Source organism: Streptomyces sp. CB01580 (assembly GCF_001905795.1).
In the GTDB taxonomy this organism is placed as follows: domain Bacteria; phylum Actinomycetota; class Actinomycetes; order Streptomycetales; family Streptomycetaceae; genus Streptomyces.
In genome coordinates this window covers 1-16,694 of the sequence record NZ_LIXJ01000010.1, presented here as the reverse complement: position 1 = coordinate 16,694, position 16,694 = coordinate 1, and the positions used below count along the sequence as shown (strand labels likewise).

Genomic DNA, 16,694 nt, shown 5'->3' with positions numbered 1-16,694 from the left:
CCATCGGGGCGGTTTTCATAGCCGCTTTCGCGGGTGTGTACGAATCAACCGGGTCATTGGGGTCGTTCGCGGGCCCCTCCCGCACCTCGGGTGACACAGGGGGCGCACCCGCCGCCCGGTGGGGCGCACCGACCCCCGGCGGGGCGCACGCCGCGCCGCTCCGGGATCACCGTGCGCCGAACTCCGACCGGGCGTGCGCCGAACGGCGATCGGCACGCCCTGAACGCGAGTCAGGGCGTGCCGATCCGGAATCCTCGCGCGTCGGAACGAGCCATGCCGTGCCGACGCGCCCTCAGGCCATCCAGTTCTCCCGTCAGGCCGTGCCGCTCGACCAGTACTCGGACCGCACGTTGGGTCGCGGCAGCGGGTAGACCCCCTTGTACGCCGGTCCGTTCGGCTCGGACGTGGACTCGGCGACCTTCGACTCCTTCACACAGGGGCTGTCCGCCTCGAAGAAGACCTGGCCCTTGCCGCGGACGCTCACACTGATCCCGAAGCCGTCCTTGGTCTGCGCGTAGACCGCCGGGAAGACCTTGTCGTCGTTCTTGCCCTTGATGCGGTAGCCGTTCTCGCGCCAGTGGTTCTCGACCTGGTCCAGGAAGCCCTGGCGGCGTTCCGCCGACACGATGGTCATCACGGTCCGCCTGCGGGTCACGTCGCAGGTGCCGGTGGTCGTCGGGCCGTGCGCCCACTGCACCTCGGGGTCGATCGCCTCCAGCACGGAGTCGAGCATGCCGTCGGACCGTTCCGCGGCCTCTTGCATGTCCATGTCGGTCCTCTTGGCTCGGCGGACGCCGTCGGTCTCCTGGGTGTTCCCGTCGCCGCCGGTGCCCTTGGTGCTCATGTTGCTCTCGGTGGAATTGCCCGGGCTCTCGCCGCCCGAGCGCGCGTGTTCGTTGCCGCAGCCCGTCAGCGCGAAGCCGACGGCCAGTGCCACCGCGACGAACCGGAACCTTCGCTTCATCGCTGTTCCTCCATCTTGAGCCTGTCGGAGTTGCCGGACACGATCAGGGCGATGCTGTCCGCCGACATGGCGTCCCGTACCGGGTCGAAGTAGTTGGAGTGCGCGTCGAAGCTCACACCACCGGTACTGATGAACGGCGTCCCCGGGGCCACCGGGAACCGCTTGGCCCCGAACGCCTTGCTCGCCGGGTCCTTGCCGAACCAGAGGTCGTCGTTGCCCTTGTCGGCCAGGTCGCCCGCGATGTACGCGCCGGCCGGGCCTCCCAGGATCATCCCCACCGTACCCACGACCACCTGTGTCTTGGACGGAAGGTGGGTGACCGGGTCGTTCTGGGCGGCACCGACGAAGACGTGCCCGGCACCGACGCCGAGGTCCACGGCGCGGTCCACGCCGACCCCGGGACTGCCGACCAGGATGATGTCGTCGACCCCCGGGATGCCACCCGGGTGCTGTGTCGCGGCTCCCACGGTGCGGGAACCGTAGGAGTGACCGATGGCGGTGATGTGCGGGTCCGCGTTCTGGTTGGTGGCCGAGATGCCCGCCATGAAGTCGTTGTACGCGGCTCCGCCCTTCTCCGCCCGGCTGGTGCCCGCGACGGCCAGGCTGTGCAGCCCGTCCGGCGACTGCGGCGCGTCGTAGCCGAGCCAGACGATCGCCGCGGTCGACGAGTCATAGCCCTGGGCGCCGATCGCCGTGTCACGGGCGCGCTTGAGGCCCGTCTTGGCGAAGTCCTCGTCCAGCGAGGTGTTCAGGCCCGGCACGTAGGCCGACACGTGCTTCGACGTGTCGGGATTCCCGTACGAGACGATGGCCCTCCCGTTGCCCTCGTCGCTGATGCCGAGCAGGTACATCGGCGGCTGACTGCCCTCGTTCAGCTGGCGCTGGATCTCCCGCAGACCGGCCAGCTGCTCCTTCGACTTGGAGTCGGTCTTGCCCTCCAGCTTCGAGATCAGCTCGGGCAGGTTCTTGCGGTTGGCCTTGTCCCGGTCCGCCGCCGGAATGCCGTCCAGGTAGCCGATCTTGTCCGAGGAGAGGTCGAGGTACTGGTCGCGCTGCTGCTGCGACAGGCCGTCCCACCACGCCTTGCGATCGGCCGCGGAGGCGTTGTACGGGATGCGGTCGTTGAGGTAGTCGCGCGTCGCGCCCTGCACCGCCGCTTCGACCCGGGGCCCGGAGCCGGGCAGTCCGGCGACCGCGCCGCCGCCCCCGCCGGACGCCTTGGTCATGTCCCAGGCGGCGGCGATGTACTGGCCCTTGTCCCACTTGTTGCCCGCGCCCCGTGCCGCCTGGCCGTACTGGTCGGCGATGCCCTTGACCGCGTCACCGGGGTGGAAGACCGCGTCGACGACGCCGGTGACGTCGCCCCACAGGCCGCCGTCGCCGACGACACCGTCGAGGAAGCCGCCCTCCGAGGAGCCGGAGGAACCCGACGAACCGTCTTGTCTACCCGCGTCAACCGGCGAAGAAGAATTGCCGCCGGTCGATTCGCCGGAGCCACCGGAGCCCTCGGTGCCGCCTGAGCCCTGGGTCCCGCCGGCTCCCTGGGTCCCGCCCGCGCCGCCGGAGCCGCCCGACGAGCCCGTGCCACCGGACGCGTCGGATCCGCCGGACGCGGCCGAACCGCCCGAGTCCGCACCACCGGAGGTGGTCGACCCGCCGCTGCCGGTACCGCCGGTCACGGTCGCACCCCCGGAGCCCGCACCGCCCGACGAGCCGGAGCCTCCGCCGGTCGCCCCCGAGCCCTTGCCCGCCTCCACATTGCCGTCCGGCGGCGCGCACGCGCCCCCGGTCAGCTGGCAGATGGCGTTCTGGATCTGCCCGGTCAGCTGCGCGCCGATTCCCGTGGCCACGAGCGCCCCGATGAGGGCCACGACCACGAGGATCATGCCCAGGTACTCCATCGCCGTCTGCCCGACGTCGACACGACGCCACTTCAGCATCCGCGCGATGCTGAACGGGCGGTACTGGACGCGCTGTTCGGGCCGCAGCCGGAACCACTCGCGCGAACCGGCCCGACAGAGCAGGACGATGACGACGGCCGGCAGGACCACCTGCGCCAGGCCCTGCCCGGCGGTGCCGTCCTTCAGGGTCGCGAACGCGCCCAGGGCGAGCCAGATGTGTACGGCGAGGAGCCCGCGCCGGATCCAGACGCCCCCGGTCCGCACGTACAGCGACAGCACGAACCCGATCACGCCGGGCAGGGCCGCGTACACGAGCATGCCCAACAGCCGCCCGTCCACCGCGTCGACGGCCGACGCCACGACGAGCGCGTCGATCACACCGATGACCGTGACGACGAAGAGAAGCCGTACGAGAATCAGCACCGCCTGCAAGGGGCGCGACAACGGCTGTCTACCCGGAGGAACGTCGGCGGCACCGACGCCGCCCGGTACCGCTAATTCTCGTATGCCAGACACGGCGAGTCTCCCCAGCTTTGTGAGTGGGTGCAGCGACAGTTCCCCCCGGTACCGTTATGCGACCACAGCACTACAGGGCGCGGCATGGGCCCCAGGGCCCAATACCAGGCTCAAAAACCCAGGTGATCGGCCTCTCCCGTACCATCACCGACCGCCTGGATACGGGGCATTGAGGACGGCCCACCCGTCGGGGCGAGGAAACGATCGCCGCATTCCGCCCCCATCGGTATCGCTCCGCCTCGGTCCTTTCCGCATGCCCGGAAGCGATCGACGCGGCACTGTCGGCCGACAAGGCATCCCTGTTCGGGTCGAAGTGGCCGAAGTGGGCGTCCGGAGCGAATCGGGGCCGTCAGGGGAATCAGGCCCATGGGGAAGACCGCTGGGAAAGCGGTTGGGAAGGTCGGGAACATCAGGGGCTGCGGAGTCGCCTCAGTCCCTCGGCCCGTCCGCGAGTTCCGGCGGCTCCGGGTCGGTGGCCAGGCGGGCATGCAGGTGTTCGTCGTGGTATCTGCCGTCACCGAAGCGGAAGGACTCCCGCAGAATGCCTTCCGGCAGATATCCGCTGCGATGGGCGACGCGGCAGGACCCCTCGTTCCCGGTGGCGTGGGCGATCTCGATCCGACGGGCGTCGGCCGTTCTGAAGGCCCACCTGGTGACTGCCCTGGCCGCCCTGGTGGCCACATTGCGACCGCGCGCCTCCGGCAGCATCCAGTACCCGGTCATCGCCAGGCCGTCCGCACGGTCCACCCAGCGCACGGCCACATTGCCCAGCAGGGTGCCGTCGGCGGCGTCCACCACGGCGAAGGAGGCCACACTCCCTCGCTCCCAGGCGTCCAAGCGGTGCTTCAGCCAACTCGCGGCCTCTGCGCGGTCGCCGGCCTTGAGGGGGCTCCACAAGGCGATCAACGGGTCGGCCGCAGCCGCCACCAAGCCGTCCAACACGACGTCCCGCTCGATGTCCTGCCTGTCCCATGGGCGCAGCAGTACGTCTCCCAGGTCGAGCGTGGTGCGGACGAAGGTCCGCTCCTCGACAGGGCTCTGCCCAGTGACCGGAGGTACGGGGGCCGGCGCTGCGGGGGCCGGTGATACGGGGTTCGACGGTTCAGGAGTCGGCGTTACGGGGGCGGGAGCGGGGGCAGCGGCGGACGCGTCAGAGCTCATGGCGCCCTTCCTACCCGCCGGACCACAGCACCGCCAGGCAGTTTCCTCCCGCCCGCTCACCCCGGCCCCGATCGGGTCTCGCGCTGCGCCTCCGCGCCCGCCCCCTCCGCGGTTTCCTCACCCTCCCCCTTGGCCACGCACTCCACCCAGAGCAGCTTTCCGCCCTGCCCCGACAGGATGCTTCCGTCCGGCAACTCCGCGGCCCGCGGCGCGTGTTCGGGCCGCCCACCGCTTCCGACCCCTCCGCCGCTCAGGGGAACCGCTCCCCAGCTCTCCGCGTAGAGCGTCACCAGATACAGCCCGCGTCCCCGTTCGGCCAGCTCCGCCGGGGTCCCGGCGCTCCATCGGAACGGTGCGGGAATACGCGGGCTGGTGTCGCGGACGCCGAGCCGGATCCGGCCTCGCCCGGCTTTGCGCAGACGCAATGAGTACGGCCCCGACGAGTGCAGGTGCGCGTTCGTGACCAGCTCGCTCGCCAGCAGTGCGGCATTCTCGACGAGTTCGGGCATGCCGTGCAGGCGCAGCGCGGTGCGGAGCATCGCGCGGGCCACACCGGGAGCACGGGGATCTCGCGGGAGTTGAAGGGTGTACGTCCAGGGCGGGGATACCGTGGCACTGACCATGGAAGTCTCCGTTCACGGAGGGAAGTCGGAAGATGCGCTTCGGGTTGTCCGGTGACGAGGCCGCTCCGTCGAGCGGGGTACTTCCGGACCGGTGGCCTGCGTCACACACTAGGGCCCAATGCGGAATACATTCCATTGAATCCATGGATTACGTAACAGATACACTCGTGTGGGTGACCAAGACGGGGAGTGAGTGATGCCGCCCAGCACCACGCCGACGGCCCGCCGCAGACGGCTGGGGGCCGAGCTCCGCAAGCTGCGCGAACGCGCCGGGATCACCGCGACCGAGGCCGCGCGCCTGCTCGGCGGCAACCAGGCACGCATCAGCAACATCGAAGCCGGCCGCTACGGCGTGAGCGCCGAACGGGTGCGCACGCTGTCCTGCCACTACCACTGCCCCGACGAAGCGCTGGTCAACGCGCTGGCCGCCATGACGGGCGACCGGAAGCGGGGCTGGTGGGAGGAGTACCGGGAAATCCTCTCCGCGGAACTGCTGGACCTGGCGGAACTCGAACACCACGGAACCGCGCTGCGCACCGCCCATGTCTCCGGTCTGCCCGGCCTGCTCCAGACCACGGACCATGCCCGCGAGGTCTTCCGCCAGGTCGTCCCCGCTCTCACGCCCCCGGAGATCGAGCATCACCTGTCGTTCCGGATCAAGCGTCAGGCCGTCATCTTCCGCGAGGACCCCGCGCCCTACCGGGCGGTCGTCCACGAGGCGGCCCTGCACATGCGATTCGGCGGTGCGGCCGTGGCCGGACAGCAGCTGACCCACCTGCTGGCCATGAGCGAGCGCGATCACGTCACGATCCGGGTGATCCCGTTCCGGGCCGGCGGATATCCGGGGACCGGCCAGCCGGTCCACTACGTACACGGATCCGTGCCGCAACTGGACACCGTGCAGCTGGACCAGGCGCACGGCATGGCCCTTCTGGACGCGGAGGCCCACTTGCACAAGTACCGGCAGGTGCTGGACCGCATGGAGTCCCTCGCGCTGGACGCCGCCGAGTCGCGCGACCTGGTGAACGCCATCGCCCGGAGCCTCTGAAGAGAACCCGCCGCCGAACCGTGCCCGGGGTCGCCGAACCGCCCGCGGCGGTGGACGGTTCGCCCGCGGTCGTCGCCGGACCACCTGCGGCGGTGGCCTGACTGCCCGCGGCCGTCGTCGGTCCGCCCGTGGCCGGAGCCCTGGGGCGGGGGCGGATCCCGCGCGCCCGTCCTCGCCGCCCCGCCGCCCCGCTCCCGCTCCCGGCGCGGCCCGTCCTGCGGAGATCCGCGCGCTCCGGCACGGCCCCGTGCACGACCCCGGCGCCCGGCCGGCTTCCCCGCGGCACCGTCAACACGCGCCGTCAACACGCATCGTCAAGGAGAATCCCGTCCATGACCGACATCCCCGCCGACCTGACCTGGATCCGCGCCGCCCCCGAGGACGACGAGGGAACCGGCCCCTGGATCGAGATCGCCTTCGGCCCGGACGAACTCGTCCATCTCCGTGAGACCGGCGACCCCGCCAACATCGTGACCACCACCCGCGCCAAATGGGATGCCTTCGCCAAGGGCGTCCGGGCCGGCGAGTTCGACCACTTCATCGACGACGTGGACTCCGAAACGGACTCCGGCACGGACACGGCCTCCGGCACGGACGCCGACACCGATACGGGCATCGGCAAGGACATCGACGGGACCGCCCCCGACGACGGCGCCTCCGCCCGGCCCTGAGCCGCCCGCGTCCGGTCCGCCAAGAGCCCTCGGCGCCCGGGTCATCGACGGCGTCCGCGACATCGACGGTGTCCGGGACATCGGCGGCATCGGCCTCTCCGAAGGCGCGGGCGACGGCCAGACTGTCCTCGTGGACGTGGTGCCGGACGACGAGACCGTTCTCGACCGTGAGGTGCAGGGCGAACCGGGCCCGATGGGCGCGCCCGGTCGAGCGGCTCACCCACGAACCCACGAACCCGCGGCACGTGTCCGCGCTACGCGCCGTGGGCACGATCAGCGGCATGGACGACGCCCCGGGCCGGATACTCCACTGGAACTTCTTCTTCGGCGGCCACCTGAGCACCTCGGTACCCGTGCGCCTCGTCGAGCGCACCGACAGCGGTCAGCTGGTCTGGATGGAGACCGGCACACCCATGTGGCGCACGAGGCTCCCGCGCGGAAGGCATCTGCGGGACATCGCGCCGCACGAACGCCCGCCCGAGGGATACCCGTTGGTCGCCGACCGGTGGCCGATGGGCAGCGCCCTCTTCCACCAGCCGGCCGGTGCCGGGTACTCGGTGCTCTGGCTCTTCGGCCGCCACCGGAGGTTCCGCGGCTGGTACGTGAACCTGGAGCACCGGGTCCACCGCGGTGACGACATCGACGTCGCCGACCACGAACTCGACATCGACGTGGCCCCGGACCGCAGCTGGCGGTGGAAGGACGAGCGGTCCTTCGCCGAGAAGACCGGGCACCCGGCCTACTGGACCCCCGACGAGGCGTCGGCCATCCGGGACGAGGGCCGCGCGGTCGCTCGACTCGCCGAGACCGGAACGTTTCCCTTCGACGGCACCTGGTGCGATTTCCAGCCACCACCGACCTGGACGACGCCTCCCCGCCGCCCCGTCCCCCGTCACCCTCTGCTCTGACCGGATCCCGTCCCGACCAGGAACGGACCTGCTCCACACCTTGAACGCACCAGGTCCGCACCGGGCTCCGGCCGGGGTGGCGCGATGCCGATCATTGCCCGAGGTCACTCTCCGTGATACACAGAGTAACCATACGTATTCGCTCATACACCGATTCGATCCGCCAGTCAGATGGTCGAACCGGTCACACGTGCGAGATTCGGGTAAAGAGAGCCGTCAAGCCGTCGTACGAAAGCAGTTTCATCAGCGAAGATAGAAGGCGACCCGTGTCGTGTGGCAGGGGCATCGAACTACCCAACAGGGGCGGTGACTTACATGATCCTGGCAGCTGAAAAGGGCGACATCACCACCATCATCGGCGGAATCGCCCCGAACTGGGGGCCGTTCGGGACCCTGGGCAACGAGGCCCGCGTGATGATCGAAGTGGTGATGGCCATCGCCATCCTGCTCTGCCTCGGCATCGCGGTCTGGGGTGCGGCCAAGCAGCGCATCGGCGCCACCGCACTGCGCGACACGTTCAGCGCGGAGCAGGGCAAGGGGCTGATCGTCGCGGGGCTCACCGGTGTGTTCATCATCGGATCCCTGGGGACGGTGTTCACCATCGTCTACGGGATGGCCGTCTGACTGGCGGTCACCCACGCAAGGGGCGCTCCGCGCCCATTCCTCCGTTCCCCGTCCGTCCCACCTCCACCACCCGCCCGTCGTGCCCACCGGCAGAGGTTGCGTCCCCCTGATGTCGAGTCACCACACCGCGCCCGCGCGGGAAACCGTGCGGCTACCGTCGTATCACCCGGTTCAGGAAGCGGCCGAGCAAACGGTTGAAGGGGCGTACGAGAGATGAGCACCGGCGACGAGCGCGGCTACGGCGGCCCGGGGCGTACCGCCGACCCGTACAGCACCATCGGCGGAACGCGCCAGACCCGTACCCGCCTGCCCGACGGCGAGGGTGACGACTACGGCGCCGCCCGCCGCCCGGCCCGTTCCTCCCGCTCCCTCGTCATGGTCGTCGGCGTGGTCGTCCTCCTGATCGCCGCCATCGCGTTCGCGAACCTGGGCGGAGGCGGCAAGGACGGCAAGGACGGCGGCCCGGCGAGCGCGGGCGGCAGGCCCGACTCCTCGTCCACCGCCGCCACCGGCACCAGACCGGTGACGGGGAAGAACGGTTCGATCCCCACCGGGTTCGCCCACGACGAGCAGGGCGCGCAGAGCGCGGCGTCCAACTTCGCGGTGGCACTGGGCTCGGCCGGGATGTTCAGCGCCGACACCCGCCGGTCCATCGTCGAGGCCACCCATGACCCCGCCGTCGTGGAGGGCCTGCTGACCGACCTGACGAAGGCGTACTCGCCGGGCCTGCTGGAGAACCTCGGTCTCCACGCGGACGGCACCACCCCGTCCGGCCTGACCTTCGTCTCCCGGACCATGCCCGTGGGCACGAAGGTGGTCGAGCACGGCGGTGACACCGCCACCGTCGAGGTCTGGTGCACGGGTCTGGTCGGCATGGCCGGCCAGGACTCCACCAAGCCCGTCACCTCACGGTGGTTCACCCTCACGCAGAAGCTCAAGTGGGTCGGTGGCGACTGGCGGATCGAGTCGTCGAGCCAGACGGAGGGCCCCACGCCCGTCAACGGCGACAACCGGGCCTCGACCTCGGACGAGATCGCCAGTGCCGTTCAGGGATACGGAGGCTTCACCTATGCCCGCTAGTACCGTGACCGGAAAGGCTTGCGGGACGGACGTTGCCGGGAGGGGCACCAGGTCTCGTCGTCACCGCCCATCGGCGCGCGTCCCCGCAACGGCCCTCGGCCGGCGCCGTCGCACCCGCTCCTTCCCGACACTCCTCGGCCGACGCCCGCGCCCGCGCACCCTCGCGGCGTCCCTCGGCCGACACCCGCGCGCCCGCGCCCTCCTGACGGTCCTCGCCGGTCTGCCGGTGGTGGCGGCGCTCCTGCCGGTCGTGTCGCTCCTGCTGGCCTCACCGGCCGTCGCGGACCCCACGCCGTCGTCCACGTCCCAGCCGTCGTCGTCGCCCTCGCCCGGCGCGAGCGACGGCGCCTGCGACCTCATCGTCGGACTCGCCAAGGACTACTGCGAGAAGGGCGAGGCGGCCACCACCCAGACCAACCGCTCCACCGTCGACGAATCGCTCGACCCCCTCTCCTCCCTCGCCCGGGGCTGCGCCGACGCCGCCGCGTGGATCATCGACAAGCTCAGCGAGGCTGTGAAGCAGACCGCGAACGTCGACTTCACCAACGAGACCTTCCGCAACCAGTACGCGATCGTCTTCGCCGCCTCCGCCTTCCTCACGCTCGTCCTGTGGCTGTTCGCCGTCGCCAAGCGCGCCATCCGCGGCGTCCCGCTCAGCACCGCGATCTCCGAGGCGGTCGGCTTCCTCTGGCTGACCGTCATCGCGTCGGCGTTCACCCCGCTCGTCCTGTACGTGGTCGTGTCCGCCACCGACGGCATCAGCGACGCGATCGCCTCGGCCACCGGGAACAAGGCCGACGTCTTCTTCGGGTCCTTCGCCGAAGCGCTCAAGAAGGGCTCCGACATCGGCGGCGGGCCGATCATGCTGATCGTCGTCTCGCTCGTCTCGATCCTCGCCGCGGGCGTCCTCTACCTGGAACTCGTCATCCGCGCCGCCCTGCTCTACGTCGGCGCCCTGCTCGGCACCGTCGTCTACGCGGGGCTCGTCGACAAGAACATGTGGGGCCACGTACGCCGCTGGGCGGGCATCATGATCGCGGTGATCATGGTGAAACCGGTCATCGTCATCGTCCTCGGACTGGCCGGCGCGCTCTCCGGCGACGACGGACCGAACGCGTTCTCCTCCGTGGTTTCCGGGCTCGCCATCATCCTGCTCGCGATCTTCGCCTCCGCGATGATCTACCGCTTCGTGCCCGGTTTCGGCGACGAGATCCAGGGCGCGCGCACCAACCGCAAGCAGGCCACCGACGGCTCCCAGGCCGCCGCGCTGATCAGTTCCCCCGCCGCCCTCGTCTCCCAGGGCATCAAGACGCACAGCGGCCGCGGCGGCCAGAACGGCGGCGACGCCGGCGGCGGCCCCCGGCCCGCCAACCCGGTCAGCGGCGGCGTCGCCGCGCACGGCTCCCGCGGCACCGGTTCCCCCACCGCGCCCCCGCCCCGCAGCGGATCGGGTCCGGCCTCCGGCACCCCGCACGGCAGCCGCACCCCGCGCGGCGGATCAGGCAGTACAGGTAACAACAGCACGGGAGGTGGAGGGCGTTGACGACTCCGGCCCACACGATCGCGCCCCGCCGCACGTATCTCATCGGCCGCGCCCGGCCGAACGCGATCGTCGGCAAGAACCGCGAGACCGGGGAGATCGCGCTGATCATCGTCGGCGCGTTCCTCGGCATGGTGAGCGGACTGGCCATCCCCTACCTGGCCCCGCGCATCGTGCTGCTGGCGGGCTTCCCGCTGCTCGCCCTGGCCATCGTGTACGTCCCGTACCGGCACCGCACCTTCTACAAGTGGTACGAGATCAACCGGAGTTACAAGCGCATGCTGCGCCGCGGCACGTCCTACCGCTCCGGCGCCATGGAGGCCGGGGTGCGCGCCGACGGGCGGGAGGTCGAGATCGGCCCGCCCCCAGGCATCGGCCGGATCAACTGGCTCGCCGCCCCCTTCGGCCCGGACGAGATCGCCGTGCTGCTGCACGCCGACCGCCGTACCGTCACCGCCGCGATCGAGATCGAGGGCCCCGGCGTCGGCCTGCGCGACAGCGAGGACCAGGAGGCTCTCGTCGACCGCTTCGGCACCCTGCTGAAGCACGTCGCCAACGGGGACGGCTTCGTGACCCGCATCCAGATGCTGGCCCGTACCCTCCCCGCCGACCCCGACGCGCACGCCAAGGACGTCGGCCAGCGCGGCGACGACTCCTCCCCGGCCTGGCTGCGGGACTCGTACGACCAGCTCCAGTCCATGGTGTCCACCTCCAGCGAGCAGCACCGCGCCTACCTCGTGGCCTGCATGCACTACACCCGTGAGCTCGCCGCCGAGGCCAACGCCATGGCCCGTGCGGCCCGCCCCGCGGCCGGCCGCAAGCTGGACCGGGACGCGGGCCTCGCCGTCGTCATGGCGCGCGAGCTCACCGACATCTGCGCCCGTCTCGCCGAGGCCGACATCAGGGTGCGCCAGCCGCTCGGCCAGAGCCGGCTCGCCTCCCTCGTGCACTCCATGTACGACCCCGACCACCCCATCGACCACATCCAGGCAATGACCAAGCGCAACGCCTGGCCCGCCGAACTGGACGCGGTCGAGCCGACGTTCCTCCAGGCCAAGACCCGTGAGTCGGTCACCCGCGCCCCCTGGTGCCACTCCACGGCCTGGGTGAAGGAATGGCCGATGACGCCCGTCGGGGTCAACTTCCTGGCCCCGCTCCTCGTCCACACGCCCGATGTGATCCGTACGGTCGCGGTCTGCATGGACCTCGAACCCACCGAGATCGCCATCGAGCGGATGCTCACCGAGAAGACCAACGACGAGGCGGAGGCGAGCCGTCAGGCCAAGATGAACCGCACCGTCGACCCGCGCGACATCGCCGCGCACGGCCGCCTCGACCAACGGGGCGAAGACCTCGCGAGCGGCGCGGCCGGGGTGAACCTCGTGGGGTACATCACCGTGTCCTCGCGCTCCCCCGAGGCCCTCGCCCGCGACAAGCGGACGATCCGCGCCTCCGCCGGCAAGTCGTACCTCAAGCTGGAGTGGTGCGACCGTGAGCACCACCGCGCCTTCGTGAACACCCTGCCGTTCGCCACCGGCATCCGCCGCTGACCGCGCGACCGACCCCACCGAGACAACCGAGAGACACGAGAGACACGAGAGGGAGGCCGGTCCCGCCATGCGAGATCCTCTGTCCGCGCTGTCGGACGCCTTCACCGCCTTCCTCTTCGGGAAGGTGGAGACGACGAGGCTGCCCGTCCGTACGTCGACGGGACAGGCCCAGGCCGTCTACCTGCCCACCGCGGCCCCCGGCCTCGGCGACTCCGGCGTGATCATCGGTCGTGAGGTGTACTCCGGCAAGGGCTACATCTACGACCCGTTCCAGCTCTACGGGCAGCAGCTGCCCGCCCCGCACTGGCTGGTGCTCGGCGAGTCGGGGAACGGCAAGTCCGCGCTGGAGAAGACGTACGTGCTCCGCCAGCTCCGCTTCCGCGACCGGCAGGTCGTCGTCCTGGACGCGCAGGGCGAGGACGGCGTCGGCGAGTGGAACCTGATCGCGCAGCAGCTCGGGCTCACCCCGATCCGCCTCGACCCGACCGCCGCGCTCAACGGCGGCATCCGGCTCAACCCGCTCGACCCCGCGATCACCACGACCGGTCAGCTCGCCCTGCTCCGCACCATCATCGAGGTGGCGACCGGACACGGGCTGGACGAACGGTCCGGCTTCGCGCTGAAGGTCGCCCACGCGTACGTCAACGAGACGATCACCGACCGGCAGCCCGTGCTGACCGACATCGTCGAGCAGCTCCGGCACCCGGAACCCGAGTCCGCCGAGGCGATGAACGTCGACATAGACGACGTACGGGCCTGGGGCCTGGACGTCGCGCTCGTCCTGGACCGACTGGTCGACGGCGACCTGCGCGGCATGTTCGACGGACCGACCAGCGCCGGCATCGACCTCGACGCCCCGCTGATCGTCTTCGACCTCTCGCACATCGACCGCAACTCGATCGCGATGCCGATCCTGATGGCGATCGTCGGCGTCTGGCTGGAGCACACCTGGATCCGGCCCGACCGGAAGAAACGCATCTTCCTGGTCGAGGAGGCGTGGCACATCATCAACTCGCCCTTCGTGGCCCAGCTCTTCCAGCGCCTGCTGAAGTTCGGGCGACGGCTGGGCCTGTCGTTCGTGGCGGTCGTCCACCACCTCAGCGACGTCGTCGACGGAGCGGCGGCCCGCGAGGCCGCGGCGATCCTCAAGATGGCCTCGACCCGCACGATCTACGCCCAGAAGGCCGACGAGGCCAGAGCGACGGGCCGGGTGCTCGGCCTGCCGCGCTGGGCCGTCGAGATCATCCCCACGCTCACCCCCGGCATCGCGGTCTGGGACGTCAACGGCAACGTCCAGGTCGTCAAACACCTGATCACCGAGGCGGAACGGCCGCTCGTCTTCACCGACCGCGCAATGACCGAGTCCTCCTCCGACGAGACCATCCCGGACGACGAGCGCGCCGCCGACCTGGAGGCGGAGGAGCGCGCGGCACGGATCGAGTACCAGCAGCGGCGGCTGAACGAGTCGTCCGAGTCAACGGTGGCCTGACATGGCGGGGCACGGCGGAGTACACGGCACGGGAGGCGGGGGCGGGAACCGGGGGAGGAACGGGCCCGGCGGAGCCGGCCGGGACGGAAACGGCGGAGGCATCCCGGACGGGATGCTGATCGGCCTGCTGGCATTCCTGCTCGGGCTGGCACTCCTGACGTGGACGGCCACCGGTCTGGCCGGTCTGTTCGCGCACGGCGCCTGGCCGGAAGGGGTCACCCTCGCCGAGACCCCCCTCGCGATGCGCGGGCTCGTCACCGCGCCGCACGACCTCCCGGCCGCCTGGCCCGGGACCCCCGCGGACGCCCTCTCGGGATACGGGCTGTTCTGGGGCCTGTTCATAGGCGAACTGATGGTGCTGGTGGTGCTCGCGATCTTCGTGCTGGGGGTGGTGACCCGCTGGCGCGCGGTACGGGCCCGGCAACGCGCCGAACGGCACGCGGCCCTGTACGAGGACGGCGAGACAGGCAAAGACACAGGCAGGGAGACGGGCAGCGAGACGGGCAGGGACACGAGCGGGCCCACGGAAGCCGCCGTGGCGGCCCGCCCCGTGCCCGCCCCGCGGCCCCTCGATCCCGAGCCCACCCCGCACCCCGGATCCGCACCGGAGCCCACGCCCGCACTGCTCTCCGCCGCCGCGCCCGCGACGGACCCCGTTCCCGTGCCCGGCCCCGCTCCGGAGGCCGCCACCGCCCCGGCTGCGAGGACACCCGCCGCTCCGGAGCCCGGCCCCGGCGCCGGTCCCCTCGCGGAGACCACTCCCGGCGCCCCGCTCGTCGTCCACGGTCCGCCCGCCATCCGCCGTCCCACCGTCGTCCGGGCGATCCTGGAGGCCGACGGGCCCGCGCTCGTCGTCACCTCGGACCCCACGGTCTGGGCGGAGACGAAGGGTCCCCGGGCCAAGCTCGGCCCGGTCCTCGTCTACGACCCCGGCCACCTCTGCGACACCCCGGCCCGTCTGCACTGGTCGCCCACGACGGGCTGCGAGGACGCCGACACCGCCGCGTCCCGCTCCGCCGCGCTGCTCGCGCCGGTCCGGCCGCAGGCCCGCATGGACGCGGCGACGGCCGACACCGCGGAAACGCTCCTGAAGTGCTGGCTGCACGCCGCGGCCGTCGACGGCCGCCCCTTCCGTCAGGTCCACCGCTGGGCCCTCGGGGGCGGCGCCCACGAAGCGGTGCGGCTGCTGCGCACCCACCCCAAGGCCGCGTCCGGACTCGCCGGACTGCTGGAGTCCGCCCTCACGGCGCACCCCGAACGCCGCGAGATGGCACAGGAGTTGACCGTACGGGCCTTCGGCGCGCTCTCCGCGGTCCACATCCGCGAGGCCTGCACACCGAACCGGGCGGATTCGCTCGCGCTGGCATCTTTCGTGGACGAGGGGGGCATTCTCTATGTGGTGGGTGAGCCGATCGAGGATCCCCGTTCGGGCCCCGGAGCGATGCCCCTGCTCACGGCGCTCGCCTCACACGTGGTCGAGCACGGCCGCCGCCTGGCCGCACGGTCAGCCGACGGTCGGCTCGACCCACCAATGACGCTCGTGCTCGACGACGTCGCCGCGGTGGCGCCGCTTCCCCGGCTCCCGGAGCTGCTGTCGACGGGCGGGGCCGCGGGGCTGCCGACCCTGGCCCTCCTCCGTTCCCGTGAACAGGCCCGTGCCCGCTGGCCCCAGGAACTCTCGCCCCCGCGCTGAGCTCCGCGCCGCCTCGTCCGGCCTCACGCCCTTCGCCGACCGGACGGGCCCCGGCCCCTCGCGAGCGGCCACGACCGGCCGCACGCACGCCGCCTCGTGGCTACTCCGGACGCGCCACCGCGCACTCGATCTCCCGGGCGGACGGATCACCCGGCACGGGCTCCGTCCGCCCGGTGGGCACGAACCCGATCCGCCGGTAGAACGCCGCGGCCCGTGGGTTGTCCTCGTGCACGTACAGCCGCACCCGCTCGATCCGCGGCCCGTCCAGCGACCAGGCCCATTCCGTCGCAGCCCGGAACAACTCCTCGGCCAGGCCCCGCCCCCGCGCCTCGGGCCGCAGGAACACGCCGACCACATGAGCCTGGTGGGTCTCGGCCGCCTCGCCGAACCGGACCTCCGCGTCCGGCCGTTCGATCAGCACCGTCACGCTGCCGTCCCACCGCCCGTCGGGCGCCACGGCGACGAACTGCCGCACCTCGCCGTTCCCGTCCTCGGAGGCTCCGAGCGCCCGGTCCCGCCAGAACTCGTCGGAACGGGTCACACCCTGCTCGTACGTCTCCAGGAACGCCACGGGCGCCACCGGGTCCCGCAGGGCGGCCAGCCGCAGCTCCTTGACCAGGGGCCATTCCTCGGCACGTACGACTCTGATCACATGGTCCATCCACCGATCCTGCCGTCACCCACCCGACCAGCACAAACAACTTTCCCGGACCACGCCCGTGGCCGCCGCCCGCCCCGCTCCGTAGCGTCGCGCTCACGATCAGGGCTCACGAACTCACGAAGAGGCACAGGGACACCACGTCGTCCAGGAGCTCGACTTCACGGTCCGGCCCGGCGCCGTCACCGGCTTCCTCGGCCTGAACGGGGCCTCCCCCCGAAAACAAGAATTCCCCCGGAGAAACCGGGGGAAAAGTTTTTGAACGCGA

Annotated in this window: 14 protein-coding genes and 2 pseudogenes; 10 read left to right on the top strand and 6 right to left on the bottom strand. The window is 71.2% G+C overall.

Annotated elements, in window-relative coordinates:
- Positions 1 to 313: 313 nt before the first annotated feature.
- The 4 genes from AMK22_RS16455 to AMK22_RS16440 all read right to left on the bottom strand — a co-directional run bounded on the left by AMK22_RS16455 (position 314) and on the right by AMK22_RS16440 (position 5,165).
- Positions 314 to 964, bottom strand: a complete 651-nt coding sequence (locus AMK22_RS16455; protein ID WP_079186192.1) for a hypothetical protein — start codon at positions 962 to 964, stop codon at positions 314 to 316.
- The gene (locus tag AMK22_RS16450; RefSeq protein WP_242434001.1) at positions 961 to 3,381 is read right to left on the bottom strand and encodes an alpha/beta hydrolase; all 2,421 of its coding nucleotides are present in this window, start codon (positions 3,379 to 3,381) and stop codon (positions 961 to 963) included. Before AMK22_RS16450 ends, AMK22_RS16455 begins: the two co-directional genes overlap by 4 nt.
- A gap of 429 nt (positions 3,382 to 3,810) precedes the next feature.
- Complete coding sequence (locus AMK22_RS16445) at positions 3,811 to 4,542, bottom strand: GNAT family N-acetyltransferase (RefSeq protein WP_079186191.1); 732 nt, start codon at positions 4,540 to 4,542, stop codon at positions 3,811 to 3,813.
- A gap of 56 nt (positions 4,543 to 4,598) precedes the next feature.
- On the bottom strand, positions 4,599 to 5,165 hold the full coding sequence (locus AMK22_RS16440; protein WP_073785720.1) for an ATP-binding protein: 567 nt from the start codon (positions 5,163 to 5,165) through the stop codon (positions 4,599 to 4,601).
- 196 nt (positions 5,166 to 5,361) lie between these two features.
- On the opposite strand from AMK22_RS16440, the gene AMK22_RS16435 reads away from it, so the two are divergent.
- Positions 5,362 to 6,213, top strand: a complete 852-nt coding sequence (locus AMK22_RS16435; RefSeq protein ID WP_073785719.1) for a helix-turn-helix domain-containing protein — start codon at positions 5,362 to 5,364, stop codon at positions 6,211 to 6,213.
- A 332-nt stretch (positions 6,214 to 6,545) separates the two neighbouring features.
- Positions 6,546 to 6,884: a DUF397 domain-containing protein gene (locus AMK22_RS42315; RefSeq protein ID WP_107430566.1), complete on the top strand. Its 339-nt coding sequence runs from the start codon at positions 6,546 to 6,548 to the stop codon at positions 6,882 to 6,884.
- Between the two features lie 97 nt (positions 6,885 to 6,981).
- Here the strand turns inward: AMK22_RS42315 and AMK22_RS40890 are convergent.
- A pseudogene (locus AMK22_RS40890) lies at positions 6,982 to 7,101 on the bottom strand (nuclear transport factor 2 family protein); the annotation flags it as partial.
- Between the two features lie 64 nt (positions 7,102 to 7,165).
- Here AMK22_RS40890 and AMK22_RS16420 point away from each other — a divergent pair.
- The 7 genes from AMK22_RS16420 to AMK22_RS16390 all read left to right on the top strand — a co-directional run bounded on the left by AMK22_RS16420 (position 7,166) and on the right by AMK22_RS16390 (position 15,768).
- Complete coding sequence (locus tag AMK22_RS16420; protein WP_073785718.1) at positions 7,166 to 7,792, top strand: DUF402 domain-containing protein; 627 nt, start codon at positions 7,166 to 7,168, stop codon at positions 7,790 to 7,792.
- A gap of 315 nt (positions 7,793 to 8,107) precedes the next feature.
- Positions 8,108 to 8,416, top strand: a complete 309-nt coding sequence (locus AMK22_RS16415; RefSeq protein WP_072489575.1) for a hypothetical protein — start codon at positions 8,108 to 8,110, stop codon at positions 8,414 to 8,416.
- Between the two features lie 213 nt (positions 8,417 to 8,629).
- Complete coding sequence (locus tag AMK22_RS16410) at positions 8,630 to 9,496, top strand: hypothetical protein (protein ID WP_073785717.1); 867 nt, start codon at positions 8,630 to 8,632, stop codon at positions 9,494 to 9,496.
- A gap of 250 nt (positions 9,497 to 9,746) precedes the next feature.
- Entirely contained in the window at positions 9,747 to 11,039 is a 1,293-nt protein-coding gene (locus tag AMK22_RS16405; protein ID WP_384423099.1) for a hypothetical protein, read from the top strand.
- Positions 11,036 to 12,586: an SCO6880 family protein gene (locus AMK22_RS16400; RefSeq protein WP_073785716.1), complete on the top strand. Its 1,551-nt coding sequence runs from the start codon at positions 11,036 to 11,038 to the stop codon at positions 12,584 to 12,586. Before AMK22_RS16405 ends, AMK22_RS16400 begins: the two co-directional genes overlap by 4 nt.
- 67 nt (positions 12,587 to 12,653) lie before the next feature.
- Positions 12,654 to 14,075 carry an ATP-binding protein gene (locus AMK22_RS16395; protein WP_073785715.1) on the top strand — a complete coding sequence of 474 codons (1,422 nt, stop codon included), beginning with the start codon at positions 12,654 to 12,656 and terminating at the stop codon, positions 14,073 to 14,075.
- A 1-nt stretch (position 14,076) separates the two neighbouring features.
- Complete coding sequence (locus tag AMK22_RS16390) at positions 14,077 to 15,768, top strand: type VI secretion protein (protein ID WP_073785714.1); 1,692 nt, start codon at positions 14,077 to 14,079, stop codon at positions 15,766 to 15,768.
- Between the two features lie 100 nt (positions 15,769 to 15,868).
- On the opposite strand, the gene AMK22_RS16385 is transcribed toward AMK22_RS16390, so the two are convergent.
- A complete protein-coding gene (locus AMK22_RS16385; protein ID WP_073785712.1) occupies positions 15,869 to 16,429 on the bottom strand; it encodes a GNAT family N-acetyltransferase in 561 nt (186 codons plus the stop codon).
- Positions 16,430 to 16,527: 98 nt separating this feature from the next.
- On the opposite strand from AMK22_RS16385, the pseudogene AMK22_RS40885 reads away from it, so the two are divergent.
- Positions 16,528 to 16,637: pseudogene (locus AMK22_RS40885) on the top strand (ABC transporter ATP-binding protein); the annotation flags it as partial.
- Between the last annotated feature and the right edge of the window lie 57 nt (positions 16,638 to 16,694).